Genomic DNA, 21,241 nt, shown 5'->3' on the forward strand with positions numbered 1-21,241 from the left:
AATAAAAAAACACATGCACATTTTCAGTAAAAAGGCAGATTTAATCAATCATCTGAAAGAGAATAACCTCGATAAATCCACAGTAGGATTTGTCCCAACTATGGGAGCATTACACGCAGGACATCTCTCTCTGCTTAAAAAATCTATTGAAAATAATGCAACAACAGTAATAAGTATTTTTGTAAACCCAACTCAATTTAATAATCCCGAAGATTTAAAAAAATATCCTAGAACATTAGAAAGTGATGTAGAAAAAATTAAAACAATTTCTGAAAAAATTCTCATCTATGCTCCAACTGTTGAAGATATTTATGATGGAAATACAAAATCACAACATTACAATTTTGATGGTTTAGAAAATCAAATGGAAGGTAAATTTCGTCCAGGACATTTTGACGGAGTTGGAACTGTTGTAAAAAGATTATTTGAAATTGTAAATCCAACTAACGCCTATTTTGGTGAAAAAGATTTTCAACAACTACAAATTGTAAAAAAACTAGTTGAAAAAGAAAAACTTTCAGTAACCATAATCGGATGTCCAATTTTTAGAGAGCAAAACGGATTAGCGATGAGTTCTCGAAATGAACGCCTTTCTGAAAACGAAAAAAAGGAAGCCTCAATTATTTTTAAAACATTAAATGAAGTAAAACATCTTTTTGGCACGAAATCTGCTAAAGAGGTTGCTGAGTATGTAACAAAAACCTTTTTAAATCATCCAATATTTGAATTGGAATATTTTGAAATTGCGGATGAAGCTAGCCTGTTAACTTGTAAAAGAAAAAACAAAAAGAAAAAATATAGAGCTTTTATTGCAGTTTTTGTTAACAAAATAAGATTAATAGATACTATTTCACTAAATTAATTTAACTTTGCCCCATGCAAATTCAAGTTGTAAAATCAAAAATTCATCGCGTCAAAGTAACTGGCGCAGATTTGAACTATATCGGTAGTATTACTATCGATGAAGCTTTAATGGATGCCTCAAACTTAATTGAAGGCGAAAAAGTTTCTATTGTCAATATCAATAATGGAGAGCGTTTTGAAACCTACGCTATTAAAGGCGCAAGAAATTCTGGTGAAATCACTTTGAATGGTCCTGCTGCAAGAAAAGTACATGCTGGCGATATTATCATTATTATTTCTTATGCTACTTTAGATTTTGAAGAAGCAAAAACATTCAAACCTTGGCTTGTTTTCCCAAACGAAAACGATAACACTTTGAAATAGTCTTTTGAAAAATCAAGTAAGTAAATGGTTGTCGATAGTAATTCCAATACTTTTAGGAGTTGGAATAATCGTATATCAATACTCAAAATTTACTGATGCTCAAATCAATGAAATAGTTGGTTACTTCAAAAATGCCGATTATTTTTATGTTTGCCTAGCTGTTTTTGTTGGATTTATAGGAAATGCCATTCGAGCTTACCGATGGAAATACATGTTAGACCATTTGGGTTATGACTCTTCTTTCCAAAACAATTTCATGGCAGTAAATATTGGTTACTTACTAAACTTGACCGTCCCAAAATCAGGAGAAATTTCAAGAGCTCTAATTGTAAAAAAATATAACAACATCCCTTTCGACAAAGGATTTGGAACCATTGTCGCCGAAAGATTGATAGATATGATTTTTCTATTATTCTTTATGTTACTATCTGTTGTCCTTCAGTTTAAAATAGTAAAAGCCTTTATTTTAGACAAAATTCCGTTACAACTAATGACGCTTCTCTCCATTTTTGGAATCTTGTTTTTAATTGTATTTGTTTTAATTTACAAGTATTCAAAATTGAAAATAGTAGCTGTTTTTAAAGAAAAAATTTCAGGATTGAAAGAAGGATTATTGAGTATTATCCACATGAAAGAAAAATGGAAGTACTTCTTTCAAACCATCTTAATTTGGATATCCTATTTAATCACCTATTATATAGCTACTAAAGTAATTCCTGAAACTTCAACCCTAACATTTGAAGCCATTATAACTTGCTTTGTTGTAGGAAGTATCGCGATTGCTTTTACCAATAGCGGGTTTGGCGCTTATCCGTTTCTAACATCTAAAGTGCTGTTATTTTATGCTATTGCAGAACCAGCAGGAACAGCCTTTGGTTGGATTATTTGGACTTCTCAAATGTTATTAGTTTTACTTTTGGGATTGTTATCATTTTTATTACTACCTATCTTAAATAGAAAATAATTTATTATATTGCTTGTTTTTAAAACTTACTTTAAGTCAATCAAAACAACCAAAATATGAAAAAAATTATTTTATTCTTATTAATGACACTTAGCTTTAGCGGTTTTGGTCAAAAATTAAAAGATAGTATCCTTTCAAAAAAATTAGATACTTATAGATATTTAACAGTATCTCTACCTCCTTCTTATGATAGAGAAACTAAAAAAGTATATCCTCTACTTTTTTTATTAGATGGTGATTATTTATTTGATCCTTTTCAAGGCGCTATAAGTTATGGAAATTATTGGGATGATTTGCCAGAAGTAATCATTGTAGGCTTAGCTCAAAATAGAGATAATGAGCGTGACTCCGATTGTACATTTGATGACAGCACAGGTTTACCTGAAGGAAAAGGTGAAAGCTTTTTCGAATTTATTGGTGGTGAACTTTTACCATTTCTTCAAAATAAATACAGAATTTCTCCTTTCAAAATAATTGCTGGTCATGACGTAACTGCTGGTTATATGAACTTATTTCTATACAAAGACAATCCTTTATTCAACGCATACATTTCATTAAGCCCAGAACTTGCTACAGAAATGGAGGTAAGAGTTGCTGAACGATTAGGAACTTTCAAACAAAATATGTTCTATTATCAATCTTCAGCCGATGGAGATATTAAGAAAATGAGAACCAAAATTGCTACTTTAGACGAAAATATAAAAGCAGCTAATAATACTAGTCTAAACTACAAATACGACGATTTTAAAGGAGCTTCTCACTATTCACTTGTTTTATATTCTATTCCAAGTGCTCTATATCAGTTTTTTGCAGCTTACCAACCAATTTCAACTTCTGAATTTCAAGAAAAAATTGTCAAATTGGAATCGGGTTATGTAGATTATCTTAAAAATAAATATGAGATTTTAGAAAAAGCATTAGGTATTAAAATGCCAATACGTCTTAACGATTTCAAAGCAATTGAAGCAGCAATTCTTAAAAACAAAGCCTACAATGAATTTGAACTACTAGCACAACTTTCTAAAAAAATGTATCCAAAATCAATGCTTGGAGATTATCATATGGCAATGTTTTACGAAAATACTGGTGATATTAAGAATGCTGTTAGACATTATCAAAATGGTTTTCAAATGCAAGAAATTGGTGATTTAACCAAAGACATGATGCTTGGTAAAGCAGATGAATTAAGAGTGCAAATTAAAAAGAAATAACAAATATTCAGATTCAGAAATTAACTAATGGCTAAGCTTAAAACTTCTTTCTTTTGTCAAAATTGTGGTACTCAATATGCTAAATGGCAAGGACAATGCAATGCTTGCAAAGAATGGAATACTATTGTTGAAGAAGTAATTCAAAAAGAAGAAAAATCAAGTTGGAAGCCAACATCTGAAGTTAAAAAAGCGCCAAAACCATTAAAAGTTACAGAAATTGATTCGTCTGAAGAAGTTCGAATGAACACGCTTGATGGCGAATTAAACAGAGTTCTTGGTGGTGGAATTGTGCCAGGTTCATTAATTCTTCTTGGTGGTGAACCAGGAATTGGAAAAAGCACTTTGTTACTTCAAATATCTTTAAAATTACCTTATAAAACATTATACGTTTCCGGTGAAGAAAGTCAGAAGCAGATAAAAATGCGTGCCGAAAGAATTACTCCAAATGGAGACAATTGCTATATCTTAACAGAAACTAAAACTCAAAATATCTTTCGTCAAATCCAAGAAATTGAACCCGAAATTGTAATTATAGATTCCATTCAAACACTTCATACCGATTATATTGAATCGACTGCAGGAAGCATTTCGCAGATTAGAGAATGTACTGCAGAATTGATAAAATTTGCTAAAGAAACCAATGTTCCAGTAATTTTAATTGGACATATTACCAAAGATGGAACTATCGCTGGACCAAAAATATTGGAACACATGGTCGATACTGTTTTACAATTTGAAGGCGACAGAAATCACGTTTACCGAATTTTACGCAGTTTGAAAAACCGATTTGGTTCCACAGCTGAACTCGGAATTTATGAAATGCAAGGTTCCGGATTGAGAGAAGTTTCCAATCCATCTGAAATATTGCTTTCGCATCGTGAAGAAGAACTTTCTGGAACAGCCATTGCCTCAACACTTGAAGGAATGCGTCCGTTGATGATTGAAATTCAAGCATTAGTTTCAACCGCAGTTTATGGAACACCTCAAAGAAGTACAACAGGTTATAATGCCAAAAGACTAAACATGCTTTTAGCAGTTTTAGAAAAACGCGCTGGTTTCAGACTAGGGACAAAAGATGTTTTTTTGAACGTTACTGGTGGAATATCTGTTGATGACCCAGCAATTGATTTGGCTGTTGTGGCTTCAATTCTATCTTCAAATGAAGATATCGCCGTTGGAAAAGATGTTTGCTTTGCTGGCGAAGTTGGTCTTTCGGGTGAAATTCGTCCTGTAAACCGTGTGGAACAACGCATTCAAGAAGCAGAAAAACTTGGTTTTGCAACTATTTTTGTTTCAAAATACAATAAACTTTCTACAAAATTTCCTGGAATAAAAGTGATTTTAGTATCTAAAATTGAAGAAGTTGTAGAACATTTGTTTGGATAATAATTTAGTTATCAATCACGTTATCTAAAAAACCAAACCATGAAACCAAAATTTATTTTCCCAATCTTCGCTATTTTCTTACTAATTTCTTGTTCAGAAAAAACAGACTATAAAAAATTTATCAAACTTCCTGAAGACCACAGATGGCTAAAATCAGATTCCAAAATTTTTGAATTTACCATTGACGATGACACAAAGTTATATGATGTTACCTTTGAGTTTAGTCATATTTATGATTATCAATTTGCAAGTGTTCCCATAAAAATTGATGTTAAAAATCCATCAGGTGAAGAAGAATTTCACAACATTGATTTCAACATAAAAGACAGTAAAGGCAAACCATTAGCCGATTGTGGTGGCGATATTTGTGATATGTCGATGAACGTGATTGAAAAAACTAAACTCCTAAAAGGAAAATATCAAATAAAAGTAGGTCACGATTTTGATGGACCTTACCTTCCGAATGTTATTGGAGTAGGAATTAAAGTAACACAATCGAAATAATTTGCATTGCTTCCCAACCTTTTCATAAAAATAGTACTCTTTATATTTATAACTAAATACTAAATGTTATGAAAAAGAAATTTTCATTAGAAATAAAAACACCTTGCAGCGAAAACTTCGATAAAATGATTCCAAATTCGAATGGTTCATTTTGTAGTTCTTGTGCTAAAAACGTAATTGATTTGAGCACAAAAACCAATTCGGAAGTAGCAAGATTTATAGCTGAAAATAAAAACAAAAGCATTTGTGCCCGATTGAAAACTTCGCAACTTGAAGAAGAATTTGAAATAAACGAAATTTCTAAAAGCAATAATTTTAAATATGCTGTTGCAGTTGCCGCTTCAGTTTTATTAACTTCTACTGTTGTTGGTCAAGAAAAACAATCTGTAAAAACAGAACTTGGTTGTTCCGAACCTACGGGTTTTAAACATGGAAAAATTGCTTATCAAGAAGGAAAAATGGTATCCTTTGTTTTGAGTGGGAAAATTTTAGAAAAATCAACTAAAAAACCTTTGTCAAATAAAAAATATCGTGAGCTAACCATTTTTGTTTCGGGTTCGAATGTTTCTGTAAAAGTAGATCCAAAAACTGGAGCCTATTCAATTCCTGTTTTACTAGACAAGAAAACTACAGAACTATTTATTACAATAAACTCAAGTGATTCAAGTTATTCTAAAAGTATGAAAATTGATTTATCAAAAATCAGAAATAATAGCCTAACTTTAAACCTATCAATTGATTCAGAAAGCGAAATGCAAAATCACCAAATTATGGGTGGTTTGGGTGTGAATTATATTGACAGTAAAAAAATGAAAAACTCATAAAATGAAAAAAATACTCTTACTAACCTTACTAATTTCAACAATTTCTTTTGCTCAGAAACCTATTTTTACTTCGGCAAAAGTAAAATCAGCAACCGTATATTTTAACGCTGCCGAATTGCAACAAACCACAACAGTAAATCTTCCTGTGGGAACAAGCGAAATCGTAATTAAAAATGTTGCTGATTACTTGAATGAAAATACGATTCAAATTGGAGCACCAAGTTCAGTGACGGTTTTGTCGGTGCAATTCACTCAAAATTATATTTCAGAATATGAAATTGACGAAAGCAATCCTGCGATAAAAAAAGTGCGTGATAGTATTACTTTGGTTCAAAAAGAGATTAAGAAAATTCAAATTGAAACCTATTCGCATCAACAAACTATTGGTTTATTAGACAATAATCAAACGGTAGCAGGAGCAAATTCGGGATTAAGTGTAACCGAATTAATAAAATTGGTTGACTATTATAAAGCCAAAAGAACAGAATTGGACAACGCTATAGTTTCATTACAAGAAAAAGAATCCAATTGGAACAAAAAACTTAAAGCTTTAAACGATAAATTAGTCATCAATACCCAAAAAGAAGACAAAACTTCTAAAGGAAAATTGGTGCTTCAAGTAATGAACGAAATTGCAGGAAACGTAAATCTTGACATCAACTACATCACCAATTCCGCAACATGGAATCCGTTTTATGATTTACGTGTGGACAACGTAAAAGATCCAATAAACATAATGTATAAAGCACAAGTAACCCAAAATTCTGGAATCGATTGGAAAAAAGTGAAACTAACTTTATCAAGCGGAAATCCTAATCAAAATAATCAAGCTCCATTATTACAAGCTTGGTTTTTGAGGTATGGAAATCCTTATAAAAAAGTTGGTTATTCTTATCGAGATGGTGATTCACAATCAAATGTTTTTAATTCATTACAAGGACAACTTGCAGGTGTAAATATTAGAGATGCAGATGGAGCTCCAGGAAGTGATGATAAAATTCGTATTAGAGGGTACAGTACTATGTCAGGAGATAAAAATCCTTTATATATTGTTAATGGTGTTCCATATGAAGGCGATATAAGCTCTATAAATCCTCAAAGTATTAAGAGTACTACTGTTTTGAAAGATGCAGCAGCTACTTCTATATATGGTTCACGTGGTTCAAATGGAGTCATCGTCATTACTACAAAACAAATGGATGATTACACTTCCATCAACGAAAACCAACTCAACGTTTCTTTCGATATTGATATTCCTTATGATATTTTATCAAACGGAAAAGCACATTCTGTAGCGTTGAAAGAAATTAAATTACCCGCAACTTATAAATATTATGCTGCGCCAAGAGTAGATAAAGAAGCGTTTTTATTGGCAGAAATCAATGATTATTCTAAATATAATTTGTTGCCTGGCGAAGCCAATATCATATTTGAAGGTTTGTATGTTGGAAAAACAACTATCAATCCTAATCAAACGGCCGATACTTTAAATTTAAGTATGGGAAGAGATAAAAAAATCAACATCAAACGCGAAAAAGTAGTTGATAAAAGCGGTACTAAATTTTTATCTTCTTACAAAGAACAAACGTTTACCTATGATTTAACTGTGAGAAACAACAAAAAAGAAGAGATTTTCATGTTGTTGAAAGACCAATATCCGTTGAGTACAGATAAAGAAGTTACAATAGAATTATTGGAAGACGGAAAAGCAAAAGTAAACACCGAAACCGGAATTCTAACATGGGAACTGAAACTCGCTCCAAACGAAACCAAGAAAATCAGAATCAGTTATAAAGTGAAATATCCAAAGGATAAAGTAATCGACAATTTATAGCATAACTAACTCAAGCAGAGGAAAAGCGTAAAGAATTTAAAACTCTTTGCGCTTTTTTGTTTTTGTAAATCACTATGAATGAAATACTTTAGAAAAATTTTATTAAATTTACGATTGCTAAACTCACTGATATGAAAAAGATTTTACTTTTAGGTATAACATTATTATCCTTTTTAGGATACGCACAAACAATTGGCTTACAGTCATTCGCAACCGGTTTCAGTAGTCCTGTAGAAATTGCACACGCAGGAGATTCAAGATTATTTGTAGTACAAAAAGATGGATTGATTCGCATTTTGAATTCAAATGGAACTATAAATGCAACCCCATTTTTAAATTTATCTTCCTTAATTAGTTCTGGAGGCGAACGTGGATTACTTGGTCTAGCCTTTCATCCAAACTATGCTACAAATGGATTTTTCTTTGTTAACTACACAAATACGGCTGGAAATACTGTAATTGCAAGATATTCTGTAAATTCTGGTAATCCAAATATTGCCAACACAACTGGAACTATTTTAATGACCATAAATCAACCTTATACAAATCACAATGGTGGAAGTATAAAATTTGGTTCTGATGGATTTCTATATATCGGTATGGGAGATGGTGGAAGTGGTGGCGATCCTCAAGGTTATTCTCAAAATTTAAGTTTAACGAATTCAAATGTTGTGTCAAATCCGTCTAGAATTTATTTAGGAAAAATGCTTCGCATTGATGTTAATACAACAGCTCCTGGATTAAATTATGGATTTCCTTCTACCAATCCGTATGTTAACGAAGCTGGAAAACAAGAAATTTGGGCAATAGGTTTAAGAAATCCATGGAAATTTTCATTCAACAGATTAAACGGCGATTTATGGATTGCCGATGTAGGACAAAATGCTTTTGAAGAACTTAATAGAATACAGAGTCCGTTACCTAATACCGGAATTAATTTTGGTTGGAAATGTTATGAAGGAAATGCAACCTACAATACTACAGGCTGTGCAGCAGCAAGCACTATGACTTTTCCATTTTATCAATATCCTTTATATAGTAATGGTACTTGTTCTATAACTGGAGGATATGCATACACAGGATCTACTTATCCAAATTTACAAAACAAATATGTTTTTAGTGATTATTGTGATAATAGAATTAGAATAATTGATAATAATGGTGTAGTATCAACTTCTGTTGTTTTTCCAGATAATGATTTTGCAACTTTTGGTGAAGATTATTTAGGCGAATTATACATCGCTGGAATTTCGTCTGGAACAATTTTTAAAATAATCGATACATCGTTAAGTACTTCTGAATTTTATAAAATGGGATTTTCTTTGTATCCAAATCCGGCAAAAGGATTGTTTACAATTAAAAGTTCTGATGAAAATTTAGCAACAAAAGTCGATTTATTCGACCTTACTGGGAAATTACTTTTGACAAAAAAATTAGAAAATAATCCTGAAAATACTATTGCCACAACTTCACTTTCTAAAGGAATGTATTTGGTTACTTTGGAAACTAAAAATGGAACGAGTTATACCACAAAATTGATTATCGAATAATATGCTCGAACCATTTATCGTAACAACAATTACAACAAACGAAACCGGAATTTCTGTTTTTACTGAAACTGATTTTGAGGTGAATCAACGAGGCGGAATGTTTTTAACGGAACAAATTGCCTCCAAGAATTTGAGAATTCGGAAAAGTGATGTGGGTTACGAAACCGATTTTCATTTAAGTGGTGACCCAACTTTAATAATTATCTTAAAAGGAACTTTGAAGATTGAATTGCAAAATGGTGAATTCAAAACATTTTCTGCAGGAAATTCATTCATTGCAAAAGACAATTTACCTGAAGATGTACTTTTCGACAACAAAATTCACGGACACAAAGCAAGTGTAATTGGTAATGAAACGCTAGAAGCAATTCATGTTAAGTTGTAATCAAACTGAACACTGAACACTGAACACTGAACACTGAACACTGATCACTGATCACTGAATACTGAATCAAGGTGCTGGATTAGGATGAATCTCTTGAACTCTTTCAATTTCAGATAAAATTTCTTTAGATAAAACTACTTCGAACGCATCAATATTTTCCTTTAATTGTTCCAATGAGGTTGCTCCGATAATCGTTGACATCACTAAACGCTGTTGGTTTACAAAAGACAATGCCATTTGAGTAATTGTTAATCCATTAGCTTCGGCTAAGTCTTTGTATAATTTTGTTGCTTTAAAGCAATTTTCGTTATTGTATCTAGTGAAATTTGGAAACAATTTCAAACGTGAATTTTCAGGATATCCATTCAAATATTTGCCTGATAAAAATCCGAAAGCAAGAGGAGAATACGCTAATAATCCAACATTTTCTCGCATACAAATTTCAGAAAGTCCAACTTCAAAAAGACGATTCAACAATGAATATGGATTTTGAATGGTTGCAATTCTTGGTAAATTATGCTTTTCGCTTTCGTTTAAAAACTTCATCACACCATATGGGTTTTCGTTAGAAACTCCAATATGTTTTATCTTTCCTTCTTTAATCAATCCATCATAAACCGATAAAACTTCGAAGAAATTGTCTTGCCATTTGGTATCCAATTCGGTAACGCCACGTTTTCCAAACATATTCATTACACGTTCTGGCCAATGCATTTGATACAAATCGATGTAATCAGTTTGAAGATTTTTCAAACTCAACTCTACCGCTTCGTGAATGCTTTTTTTGGAAAAATCTAACGGTTGACGAATGTATTCCATGCCACGATTTGGTCCTGCAATTTTAGTTGCTACAACCAATTTTTCTCTTTCAGAAGCGCCAATTTTGTGCAACCAACTTCCAATATGTCGTTCCGTACTTCCAAAGATTTCGGCATTGCCACCAATAGGATACATCTCGGCAGTATCAAGAAAATTTATTCCTCTTTCAACGGCATAATCCAATTGTGAATGAGCTTCGGCTTCAGAATTTTGATTGCCAAAAGTCATTGTACCTAAACAGATCTTGCTGATTTTTATATCGGAATTTGGAAGTGTAGTATAGTTCATTTTTATATTTTGAAAGTCCAAAGATACAAAGACAAAAAGCGATATAAAAAGAAAAAAGTTCAAAGAAATCTCTGAACTTTTACTTTTAACTTTTAAACATTAATAAACTTTTAAATCATTTTAAAGTTCATTCAACATTTTAGAAATTTCGTCTAATTTTGGAGTCAAAATAATTTCGATTCTTCTGTTTTTTGCTTTTCCTTCTGGTGTGTCGTTGCTCATTAATGGTGCAAATTCACCTCTTCCGGCAGCAGTTAAATTATCTTTTTTAACACCTTTATTTTCTGAAAGAATATTTACAATTGCTGTAGCTCTTTTGGTAGATAAATCCCAATTGTTTTCAATTCCGCCACCAATATTTCCAAGAATTTTGTCGTCGTCTGTATGACCTTCAATCAATACAGAAATATCAGGATTATCAGCAAGTACTTTCCCAACAGCTACAACTGCAGTTTTCCCTTCTGCTCCAACTGCCCAACTTCCTGTTCCAAAAAGTAATTTATTTTCCATTGAAACATATACTTTTCCGTTGCGTTGTTCTACAGTTAATCCTTTTCCTTCGAATGCTTTCAACGATTTAGAAAGTGTTTCTTTCAATTTTTTCATGCTTGCATCTTTAGCCGCAATGTAGGCTTCTAATTCGCTCAAGCGTTTTGAACTTGCGTCTAATTCAGCTTTCAATTTATTCAAACGTTCTTGTTCAGCAGCCATCGATTTTTCTTTAGCTTCCAATTTTGCAAGTAACTCTCTGTTTTTATTGATGTTAGCCGTTAACGCTTCGTTACTATCTTTTTCTAAAGCATTGTAAGAAGCTTGAAGTGTTTTCAAGTTTTTATCTGATGCTGTAAAATCAGCAAGAAGTTTATCACGTTCTGCTTTCAACTTATCATATTCCGATTGTAATTTAGATTTATCGGCTTCCAACTGGTTTTTGGATTTAGTTAAATCTTCGTTACTATCAGCTAAAGTTCTGTTTTCTTTTTTTAATTCGGCAAACTTGTTTTCCAAATCGTTGTATATTTTTTTAGAAACACACGATGTTGAAAGTGCCACAATCAATAATCCTAAGGAAATTCTTTTAATCATTTTAAATTTATTTTTTTGAATCGAATCAAAATTAAAGCATCAAATTGGTTTTTGGTCTATTGATTTTATTTGTTATTGACATTGTTATTGACAATTTATTATAGGTTTTCGAACTATGCTTTTTTAATTAAAGAAAATAAATTTTAGCGAGAATATTTTTTTGTTATTTTTTTATTTTCTCTATTTTCAATTTCCACTATGACATAATCTTTAGTAGCCTTTTTTATTTTTAAAAATTGATTCAGTTCACTAACCATACAATCAATTTCTTTTGATTTACTTATTTTTTCAATATAATGGTCTCTATCTTTTTCAATATCATAAAGCATTAAAGAATCATATCCTTTTGAGTATAAAAGAAGTTCAGGATTTTTAAAATTATCTACAATAAAACCTGATTTGATAACTTCTCCATTTGATTTTCTGATTAATTTAAACTCATGCGGATTTCCACTACCAAATGAGTTTACAAAAGCAAAATACTCATTGAAATCCGCACCAATATAACCTAAATTTTTATGTGGTGCTCCATATCCCATAATGTTTAAAGTATCAATAATTACATCATCTTTTCTCAAATTTAAACACATTTCAATATAACTATTACTATTCTTTTTAAAATATTTAAATTCTAAGTTGTAACCATTACTCAATTTAGTTTCATAGTCGTAGGAATTAGATTTATTCAAATATTCTATTGATATTGTATCTTCTTCTCGAACAACATTTTTCACTTTTAATTGAGAAGTGTCTTTTAATTTTTTCGTATATGTTTGTTTTTCAACCTTGTCACTTTTTTTATAACAAGACAAAATAAGAATACAAATAAAAGACAAAGTAAAAAACTTTAAAATAATGTGTTTCATTTGTGTTATTTTCTGATAATTAAAACTATATGATATTATTGATTTTTGAAATTGCTATCAAACCCTTAATCAATCTCCACCACAATTGGGCAATGATCAGAATGTTTGGCTTCAGGTAAAATTACTGCTCTTGTCATTCTTTCTTTTAAAGTTTCAGAAACTAAATTATAATCGATTCTCCATCCTTTATTATTTCCTCTTGCTCCTGCACGATAACTCCACCACGAATAATTATGTGGTTCTTTATTGAAATGACGAAAACTATCCACAAATCCTGATTTCATAAAACCATCCAACCATTTTCTTTCTGATGGCAAAAATCCTGAAACCGTTGCATTTCTTATCGGATCATGAATATCAATGGCTTCGTGACAAATATTGTAATCACCACAAATAATCAAATTTGGAACTTCTTTTTTCAAATGATTGATGTAATTTTGAAACTCATCCATATATTGAAATTTGAAATCCAATCTATCAATATTGGTTCCTGAAGGCAAGTATAAACTCATAATGGAAACATCATCAAAATCTACTCTAAGGTTTCTTCCTTCAAAATCCATGTGTTGAATTCCGGTTCCGTAAACTATATTTTTAGGTTCTGTTTTACACAAAATAGCAACGCCAGAATATCCTTTTTTCTCAGCTGGAAAATAATATTGAAAAGGATAACCTGCTTCTGCAATTTCAAGAACAGGAATTTGATCTTCTTGAGCTTTAATTTCTTGTAAACAAATTACATCGGGATTTGCTTGTTGCAACCAATCTAAAAAACCTTTTGTTATTGCGGCTCGAATGCCATTTACATTATAGGATATGATTCTCATAATTGAATTTTATAGTTTTTCAAAAATAACCAAAAACCTGAAATCTATCTATAGATAAATCTAAATTATAAGTTTTGTTTAACCTTTTTTTGATTTCTGCATTTTTTCAAAAATCCATTCAAATAGAATTACTATCTTTGTTTCTTGCTCAATAAACAAATAACTGAATGGGTTTAGTCACTGCTAAAGAAGTTGCAAAAGCAATAAACGCTGATAAGTACGGAGTTTTCGGTACTTTTTCGGGTTGGTTGCTGATGAAAATTTTAAAAATTTCTACCTTAAATAAAATTTATGATAGAAATAAGCACATAAAAGACGTTGAGTTTTTGAATGCAATTCTAAACGATTTAGAGATTAAATTTGAAATCCCTGAAGAAGATTTTAAACGTCTTCCAAAAGATGGTGCCTACATTACTATTTCCAATCATCCACTTGGCGGAATCGATGGTATTTTATTATTGAAATTGATGTTGGAAAAAGAACCCAATTTCAAAATTATTGCCAATTTTTTATTGCACAGAATTGAGCCAATGAAGCAATACATAATGCCGGTAAATCCTTTTGAAAATCATAAAGATGCTAAATCTAGCGTTATCGGAATTAAAGAAACGTTACGTCATTTGAGTGATGGAAAACCTTTAGGAATGTTTCCTGCTGGTGAAGTTTCTACATACAAAGATGGCAAATTAGTAGTTGACAAAGCTTGGGAAGAAGGTGCTATCAAAGTAATTAGAAAAGCGCAAGTTCCTGTTGTTCCAATATATTTTCATGCGAAGAATAGTAGATTATTTTATTTTCTTTCCAAAATTGGCGGCACACTTAGAACTGCAAAATTACCTTCAGAATTATTTTCTCAAAAAGATAGAATTATTAAAGTTCGAATTGGGAAACCAATTTCTGTTGCCGAACAAAACGAATACCAATCAATTGATGAATATTCTGAATTCTTGAGAAAGAAGACCTATATGTTAGCAAATTCTTTTAATGAAGAAAGTAAATTGTTGACGGTTCCAAATTTAAAAACACCAAAAAGTCCAAAGAAAATCGTTACGCCTGCAAGTCAGGAAAAAATGATTGCTGAAGTGGAAGAATTGCGTAAAACCGATTCAAGATTTTTTCAAAGCAAGAACTATGAAGTGTTTTTTACAGAAGCCAATAAAATTCCAAATATTCTTCATGAAATTGGACGTTTGAGAGAAATTACCTTCCGTGAAGTTGGTGAAGGAACAAACGAATCTATCGATTTAGATAAGTACGACAAATACTATCATCACATGTTTTTGTGGGATGAAGAGGCAAAAAAAGTTGCTGGTGCTTATAGAATGGGATTGGGTTCAGAAATTTTTCCTAAATATGGAATGGATGGTTTTTATTTGAATGATTTGTTCAGATTTGAAACTGAACTGCATGATATGATGAGAAGTTCTATCGAAATGGGACGTGCTTTTATCGTAAAAGAATACCAACAAAAACCGATGCCTTTGTTCTTACTTTGGCGCGGAATTATCCATACCACTTTGCGTTATCCTGAACATAAATTTTTACTTGGTGGCGTGAGTATCAGTAATCAATTTACCGATTTCTCAAAGTCGTTGATGATTGAGTTCATGAAATCCAATTACTACGATCCTTACATTGCGCAATATGTGCATCCTAAAAAGGAATTTAAAGTAAAATTAAAAGATGCCGATAAGGATTTCATTTTCGATGAAGCAGAAGCCGATTTGAATAAATTTGATAAAATCATTGACGAATTAGAACCTGGAAATTTAAGATTACCTGTTTTAATCAAAAAATACATCAAGCAAAATGCACGTTTAGTTGCCTTCAATGTTGATCCTTTATTCAATAACGCCATCGATGGTTTAATGTATATTCGAATTGCCGATATTCCTGAAAGTACCATGAAACCTGTAATGGAAGAATTTCAAGCAGAATTGGAGAGAAAATTGAGTGAAAAACACGAGTAGTGTTCAGTGTTCAGTGTTCAGTGTTCAAAATTATAAAAAAAGCTAAACTTTTCAGTTTAGCTTTTTTGTTTATTCCACATTATTCTTAATCAAAACCATGTAATCTTCCCACTCTTTTTGAGTCAAGGTTTGTGTCTTTTTGTATTTCTTTCCTTTTAGATAATCTAAAATATATTTTGCTCTTGCTTCAGAATCGGGATGTGTTGAAATCCATTCTAGTGCATTTGGCATATCTTGAGCTTGGGCTAATTCATACATAAAATCGGCCATTGGCTCTGGATTGATGTCAGCTTCCAATAGATATTTTACACTTTCCATATCGGCTTCTTTTTCTAACGTTCTGTCGTATGCTGTAGAAGACAAAGTATTCAAAATCTCTTTTAAAATTGCTCCTCCTTTTCCACCTGTTGCAGCAGAAAGAATAACTGATAATCCAATTTCTTTAGAAAGTTTTTTCATCACATGATTGTTTTGAATATGCGCAATTTCGTGACCTAAAACACCTTGCAATGCTTCTTGTTTTTTGCAATCTTCAATCAATCCAGTATAAACTACTAAGTGATTATTAGGTAAAGCAAATGCGTTTACTTCGTCTTTATCAATAATGTGAACTTTCAATGAATCGCGTTCAATATCGTTGGCTTTACAAATTGGCAAAATCAATTTATCTAATGTTTTTATTATAGAATCATTCAGAATTACATCTTCCGTATCTTGAATTTGATCCCAAATTAAATCGCCAATATTATTTTCAGCAGAAGCCGTTCTTTTTTCAATTTCGAATAAAGAAACAAAGTCAATTCTTGATAATCCGAAGAACATTCCGAAGAATAAAACTAGAATAACTATTCCTTGAACTAAAGTTTTATTTATCATTTGGCTTACAAATTAAATTAGTTAAACTTCCAAAAAACCATTGTTGCACATGAATTCCTTTTCGTGTTTGAACTGCACTATAAATAGTAGAAACAAACTCTAATAAATTGAAAAAAATTACCGTAAACAAATATGCAAAATAATAATTGGTAGGTTTTTCTCCTCTAAAAATAATTGAAACTGTCCACCAAAAACCAAAACTATTCATGCAAAGCAATGCCATTTGTGAAAACAAAGCTTGAAGACAATGCCAACGTACAAAGTAAGTGCCTTTTCTGTTAGCTAAATAGAAGAAAAAAGTTGCAAACAAATTGATTATTGGCAACGGCAAACCAGCAACTAAAGCTACCAAAGACATCAAATAACTATTAGATGCTTTTTCAGATTCGTGCTCTGATGGTTTGTAGGGAAAAGTAGTATCGTATATCATAATCCTTTATATATATTCCAAATCCAATTGAGTAGTACTAAAATAATTAAAGTAATCGCTATCCATTTTGTTCGAATGATTTCTTCTGTTTTTTTATACCAAAAATAGAAGGTGTCCTTTTTTGCAATTATATCAAATAAAATCCAAATTGGTGAAATCACCATGAGTATAGCAACAATTATTCCGAAAGGATTCATTTTAAGTGAAGCAGCAAAATTTCCTTGAAGAAAAAGCTGAACCGCACGTGTTGTACCACAAGAAGGACAAGCATAACCTGTCACATTTTTGATAATACAAACAGTTAAATGAGAACTTTCGGAATAATTTATTTTATAAAAAAGATAGGCTAAGCCAAAAAAACAAGCTATAAAAACAATAGCATATAACTTGTTTTTGGTCATGGTTTAGTATAGCGAATTTTGGAAAGTTTCCATATTTTTTTCACGAGTTGCACCCATGATTAAAAACCAATCGATAATTGCCCAAATTCCTAATCCACCACAAGTTAATAATTTTCCAATTCCCATTCCTGTATCACCAATCATGAATCTGTCAATTCCTAATTGACCTCCAAGTAATGAAACAATGATACTTGTTGTTGGATCTTTAAATTGCATAGTTTGAACCATTCCCCATTTTGAATCATCAAGAGTTAATAATTTTTCTCTTACTGCCATTAAATGATGTGCTTCAAAAAATTTTGAATTGGTCATCATGAACATATCTACTTTACTTGATTCCATAATTTTGTTTTGTTGGTTAGTGATTTTTAATTTTACTAAAATATAAAATTTTAATAATAAGACGAACAATTACTACAAAAGTTACTAAAAAAGTTATCCTTTATAATAATTGATGATTTTATCGACAATAACTTGTGCTAATTTTTGATGACTTTCAAAGGTCCAACCAGCAATATGTGGCGTAAGAAGAACTTTATCTGAATCTAATAAATACTGAAAAGCTGCTGGTTTTTCAGTGTCGATGAATAAGTTTTCAAACGAAAGTTTTTCATATTCTAAAACATCTAAACCTGCGCCAAGAATTTTTTCTGATGCTAAAGCTTCTACTAAATCGGCTGTTACAACATTTTTCCCTCTTGATGTATTGATGAACCAAAAAGGTTTTGCAAATGAATTTATAAATTCAGTATTTACCATTTTATCGGTTTCTGGTGTCCATGGAAGGTGCAAACTCAAAACATCAGCTTGTTTTTGAAGTTCTTGCAATGAAACTTGGGTAGCGTTTTCATCGGAAACATGTTCTAAAATATCGTGACAAAGTACTTTTACATCAAATCCACGAAGTTTTTTGGCAAATGATTTTCCCATATTTCCATAACCAATTATTCCAACCATTTTACCTTCTAGTTCATAACCGCGATTGCCTTCGCGAATCCATTTTCCTTCGCGAACTAACTTGTCGGCACGATTTAATTTATTCATTAAAGACAATAACATTCCGAGTGCGTGTTCGCCAACGGCATTGCTATTTCCTTCTGGAGCTGCAATTAAGTGAACGCCTTTTTCGATAGCATAATCACAATCGATGCTTTCTAAACCTGCGCCAACTCGTGCAATAAATTGCAAATTGGTTGCTTTATCGAGAAACGTTTTATCGATTTTAAAACGTGAACGAATTACAATTCCGTTATAGTTTTGGATTTTTGCTTCGACTTCTTCTTTGGTGGAAGTGAAATCTTCTTCGTTAGTGAAACCTGCTTGTTCAAGTTGATTCCATAATAACGGATGATTGCTGTCGATGTGGAGGATTTTTACAGTTTCGGGTTTCAAGGTTTCGGGTTTCGGGTTAATGCAAATTTGTTGGTTAAAGATAAACATTTTTTGAAAACCGAAACAAAAGGAAAAGACAAATACAATCTAGCCCTGATTGCAATGGAAATCCTTTTATTTTGTTGCCTTCGAGAACCTCAGGCAACAAAATAAAAGATTGCAATGGAAAGCAGGAAAATGGAAACCAAATAAATCCCATGCCATTCGCTTTAAAACCCTAAAATTAACTTAGCGATTGAAAAGTAAATTAGGATTCCACAAATGTCGTTGCTTGTAGTGATAAACGGACCAGTTGCAAGTGCTGGATCAATACCGAATTTATCTAAAATAAGTGGAATAGATGTTCCGATTAATGAAGCAATTATAATTACAGAAATTAACGCAATAGTTACTGTTATACCAATTTTAATATCGGCATCGAGTAAATAATGGCTTCCTAAGAATAGGATTATGGCTAGAATTGTTCCGTTTAAAAGACTTAATGAAATTTCTTTTAATAATCTATTAAAAATAGAACCACTAATGGAGTGATTTGCTAAACCTTGAACAATAATTGCTGATGATTGAACGCCAACGTTTCCTGCCATTGCGGCAATAAGTGGTGTGAAGAAAAAGAGTGAACCGTGTTCTTTCATTGCTGGTTCAAACAATCCTAACATTTTTACACTTACAAATCCGCCAAGAAGTGCTAAAACCAACCAAGGTAAACGCGCTTTTGTAAGTTCAAGAATGCTATCATCGGCTTCAACGTCTTGCGAGATACCGGCAGCAAGTTGGTAATCTTTGTCGGCTTCTTCCTTAATTACGTCAACGATGTCATCGATGGTAATTCGACCAACCAATCGTCCCATTTCGTCAACAACTGGAATGGCTTCCAAATCATATTTTTGCATGATTCGCGCTACCTCAACATTAGATGCGTTAACACGAACCGAATCAACTTTTTTGATATAAACTTCGCTAATTGGTGTTTTAGTGGAAGTAGTCAATAAATCTTTTAAAGACAATCTTCCTTTCAAACGATTTTCATCATCAACAACATAAATAGAATGAACTCTTGTAACGTTTTCGGCTTGAATTCGCATTTCTTTTACGCAAGTTAGTACGTTCCAATTTTCATTGACTTTTACTAACTCTTTTCCCATCAAACCTCCGGCTGTATCTTCGTCGTAGCGTAATAAATCAACAATATCTTTAGCATGCTCAACGTCTTCAAGCTCAGAAATTACTTCTTCTTTTTTACTTTGCGATAGTTCGGCGATAATATCGGCAGCGTCATCGGTGTCAAGTTCATCAAGCTCTTCGGCAATTTCTTTGGCAGAAAGTCCACGAAGTATTTTTTCACGAACGTCGTCTTCAAGTTCAGTTAGAATTTCGGCAGTAATTTCACTATCTAAAATTTTGAAAATATAGATGGCTTCATTGGTTTCTAACTCATCAAAAATTTCGGCAATATCAGCATGGTGCAAGTCGTTCAACAAAATTTCCAACTCTTGGTCGTTCTTTTGATGAATTAATTGCTCTATTTGAACTAAAAGTTCTTTGCTGATTTTAAACTGCATTGGCCTCTATTTTTTGGGTAAGTTCAATAAATTGTTCTACCGATAATTGCTCTGGTCGAAGATCAAAAATAGTATCTTCTCTTAAATTATCGGACAAATTTAGTGATTTTAAACTGTTTCGCATAGTTTTTCTTCGCTGTTGAAAAGCAGTTTTAACTACTGTAAACAGTAATTTTTCGCTACAAGGCAGGGAATAATTTTCTTTTCTACGCATACGCATCACGCCCGATTTTACTTTTGGTGGTGGATCAAAAACGGTTTCATCAACAGTAAAAAGATATTCAACATCATAAAATGCTTGAGCTAAAACCGATAGAATTCCATAGACTTTACTTCCTTTTTTGGAGCAAATTCGCTCAGCAACTTCTTTTTGAAACATGCCTGAGAACTCTGGAATTTGATTGCGATATTCTAAAGTTCTAAAAACTATTTGAGTAGAAATATTGTACGGAAAGTTACCAATGATTGCGAATTGCTTTCCGTCAAAAACCTCGTTGATATTGTATTTCAAGAAATCTTTAGAAATGATTTTATCTTTAAGTTTTGGATAATTGGCATCAAGATACGCTACCGATTCTGTATCGATTTCAATAACATAAGTCGTAATTGGTTTTTCCAATAAATATTTGGTCAAAACACCCATTCCTGGACCAATTTCTAATACGTCATCATAACCTTCAAGATTTAAAGTATCGGCAATGGCTTTAGCGATAGATTCGTCTTTTAAGAAATGTTGTCCGAGGTGTTTTTTTGCTTTTACTTTTTCCATGTTGTTTGCCACGAAGGCGCTAAGTCGCTAAGGTTTTTTTCTCGCAAAGGCACAAAGGCGCAAAGCAAAT

General features: G+C 31.9%; 22 protein-coding genes. 11 read left to right on the forward strand and 11 right to left on the reverse strand.

What is annotated here, in order from left to right:
• Positions 1-13 precede the first annotated feature (13 nt).
• The 10 genes from panC to ACIQ06_RS02145 all read left to right on the forward strand — a co-directional run bounded on the left by panC (position 14) and on the right by ACIQ06_RS02145 (position 9,885).
• Entirely contained in the window at positions 14-862 is an 849-nt protein-coding gene (gene panC, locus ACIQ06_RS02100) for a pantoate--beta-alanine ligase (RefSeq protein WP_396143578.1), read from the forward strand.
• Between the two features lie 14 nt (positions 863-876).
• The gene (gene panD, locus ACIQ06_RS02105) at positions 877-1,227 is read left to right on the forward strand and encodes an aspartate 1-decarboxylase (protein ID WP_344815969.1); all 351 of its coding nucleotides are present in this window, start codon (positions 877-879) and stop codon (positions 1,225-1,227) included.
• Positions 1,228-1,231: 4 nt separating this feature from the next.
• On the forward strand, positions 1,232-2,191 hold the full coding sequence (locus ACIQ06_RS02110) for a lysylphosphatidylglycerol synthase transmembrane domain-containing protein (RefSeq protein WP_396143580.1): 960 nt from the start codon (positions 1,232-1,234) through the stop codon (positions 2,189-2,191).
• A 56-nt stretch (positions 2,192-2,247) separates the two neighbouring features.
• Positions 2,248-3,402, forward strand: a complete 1,155-nt coding sequence (locus ACIQ06_RS02115) for an alpha/beta hydrolase (RefSeq protein WP_396143582.1) — start codon at positions 2,248-2,250, stop codon at positions 3,400-3,402.
• A 27-nt stretch (positions 3,403-3,429) separates the two neighbouring features.
• The gene (gene radA / locus ACIQ06_RS02120; protein ID WP_396143584.1) at positions 3,430-4,788 is read left to right on the forward strand and encodes a DNA repair protein RadA; all 1,359 of its coding nucleotides are present in this window, start codon (positions 3,430-3,432) and stop codon (positions 4,786-4,788) included.
• Positions 4,789-4,827: 39 nt separating this feature from the next.
• The gene (locus ACIQ06_RS02125; protein ID WP_396143587.1) at positions 4,828-5,292 is read left to right on the forward strand and encodes a hypothetical protein; all 465 of its coding nucleotides are present in this window, start codon (positions 4,828-4,830) and stop codon (positions 5,290-5,292) included.
• A 68-nt stretch (positions 5,293-5,360) separates the two neighbouring features.
• Positions 5,361-6,116, forward strand: coding sequence for a hypothetical protein (locus ACIQ06_RS02130; RefSeq protein ID WP_396143589.1), 756 nt, complete (start codon positions 5,361-5,363; stop codon positions 6,114-6,116).
• A 1-nt stretch (position 6,117) separates the two neighbouring features.
• Complete coding sequence (locus ACIQ06_RS02135) at positions 6,118-7,950, forward strand: mucoidy inhibitor MuiA family protein (protein WP_396143591.1); 1,833 nt, start codon at positions 6,118-6,120, stop codon at positions 7,948-7,950.
• 131 nt (positions 7,951-8,081) lie between these two features.
• The gene (locus ACIQ06_RS02140) at positions 8,082-9,500 is read left to right on the forward strand and encodes a PQQ-dependent sugar dehydrogenase (protein ID WP_396143593.1); all 1,419 of its coding nucleotides are present in this window, start codon (positions 8,082-8,084) and stop codon (positions 9,498-9,500) included.
• 1 nt (position 9,501) lies between these two features.
• On the forward strand, positions 9,502-9,885 hold the full coding sequence (locus tag ACIQ06_RS02145) for a hypothetical protein (protein ID WP_396143595.1): 384 nt from the start codon (positions 9,502-9,504) through the stop codon (positions 9,883-9,885).
• Positions 9,886-9,951: 66 nt separating this feature from the next.
• Here ACIQ06_RS02145 and ACIQ06_RS02150 read toward each other — a convergent pair whose 3' ends face one another.
• The 4 genes from ACIQ06_RS02150 to ACIQ06_RS02165 all read right to left on the reverse strand — a co-directional run bounded on the left by ACIQ06_RS02150 (position 9,952) and on the right by ACIQ06_RS02165 (position 13,771).
• The gene (locus tag ACIQ06_RS02150) at positions 9,952-10,992 is read right to left on the reverse strand and encodes an aldo/keto reductase (RefSeq protein WP_396143597.1); all 1,041 of its coding nucleotides are present in this window, start codon (positions 10,990-10,992) and stop codon (positions 9,952-9,954) included.
• Positions 10,993-11,112: 120 nt separating this feature from the next.
• Positions 11,113-12,078, reverse strand: coding sequence for an OmpA family protein (locus ACIQ06_RS02155; RefSeq protein ID WP_396143599.1), 966 nt, complete (start codon positions 12,076-12,078; stop codon positions 11,113-11,115).
• 143 nt (positions 12,079-12,221) lie between these two features.
• Entirely contained in the window at positions 12,222-12,944 is a 723-nt protein-coding gene (locus ACIQ06_RS02160) for a hypothetical protein (RefSeq protein ID WP_396143602.1), read from the reverse strand.
• A 65-nt stretch (positions 12,945-13,009) separates the two neighbouring features.
• Positions 13,010-13,771 carry an exodeoxyribonuclease III gene (locus ACIQ06_RS02165; RefSeq protein WP_396143604.1) on the reverse strand — a complete coding sequence of 254 codons (762 nt, stop codon included), beginning with the start codon at positions 13,769-13,771 and terminating at the stop codon, positions 13,010-13,012.
• Between the two features lie 167 nt (positions 13,772-13,938).
• On the opposite strand from ACIQ06_RS02165, the gene ACIQ06_RS02170 reads away from it, so the two are divergent.
• Positions 13,939-15,741, forward strand: a complete 1,803-nt coding sequence (locus ACIQ06_RS02170; protein WP_396143606.1) for a GNAT family N-acyltransferase — start codon at positions 13,939-13,941, stop codon at positions 15,739-15,741.
• Positions 15,742-15,810: 69 nt separating this feature from the next.
• Here ACIQ06_RS02170 and ACIQ06_RS02175 read toward each other — a convergent pair whose 3' ends face one another.
• The 7 genes from ACIQ06_RS02175 to rsmA all read right to left on the reverse strand — a co-directional run bounded on the left by ACIQ06_RS02175 (position 15,811) and on the right by rsmA (position 21,171).
• Positions 15,811-16,617 (reverse strand): M48 family metallopeptidase, encoded by an 807-nt coding sequence (locus ACIQ06_RS02175; protein WP_396143608.1) that lies wholly within the window; start codon positions 16,615-16,617, stop codon positions 15,811-15,813.
• Positions 16,607-17,047, reverse strand: coding sequence for a hypothetical protein (locus tag ACIQ06_RS02180; protein WP_396143610.1), 441 nt, complete (start codon positions 17,045-17,047; stop codon positions 16,607-16,609). The genes ACIQ06_RS02175 and ACIQ06_RS02180 overlap by 11 nt, the downstream gene beginning before the upstream one ends.
• Complete coding sequence (locus ACIQ06_RS02185) at positions 17,044-17,448, reverse strand: DUF2752 domain-containing protein (protein WP_396143612.1); 405 nt, start codon at positions 17,446-17,448, stop codon at positions 17,044-17,046. Before ACIQ06_RS02185 ends, ACIQ06_RS02180 begins: the two co-directional genes overlap by 4 nt.
• A 3-nt stretch (positions 17,449-17,451) precedes the next feature.
• Entirely contained in the window at positions 17,452-17,790 is a 339-nt protein-coding gene (locus tag ACIQ06_RS02190; protein WP_298395397.1) for a TM2 domain-containing protein, read from the reverse strand.
• A 93-nt stretch (positions 17,791-17,883) separates the two neighbouring features.
• Positions 17,884-18,888 (reverse strand): 2-hydroxyacid dehydrogenase, encoded by a 1,005-nt coding sequence (locus tag ACIQ06_RS02195; protein WP_396143615.1) that lies wholly within the window; start codon positions 18,886-18,888, stop codon positions 17,884-17,886.
• 161 nt (positions 18,889-19,049) lie between these two features.
• Complete coding sequence (gene mgtE, locus ACIQ06_RS02200; protein ID WP_396143617.1) at positions 19,050-20,402, reverse strand: magnesium transporter; 1,353 nt, start codon at positions 20,400-20,402, stop codon at positions 19,050-19,052.
• Positions 20,392-21,171: a 16S rRNA (adenine(1518)-N(6)/adenine(1519)-N(6))-dimethyltransferase RsmA gene (rsmA, locus tag ACIQ06_RS02205; RefSeq protein ID WP_396143619.1), complete on the reverse strand. Its 780-nt coding sequence runs from the start codon at positions 21,169-21,171 to the stop codon at positions 20,392-20,394. Before rsmA ends, mgtE begins: the two co-directional genes overlap by 11 nt.
• Positions 21,172-21,241: the final 70 nt, after the last annotated feature.

It is taken from the genome of Flavobacterium sp., from assembly GCF_044341265.1.
Classification (GTDB): Bacteria; Bacteroidota; Bacteroidia; order Flavobacteriales; family Flavobacteriaceae; genus Flavobacterium.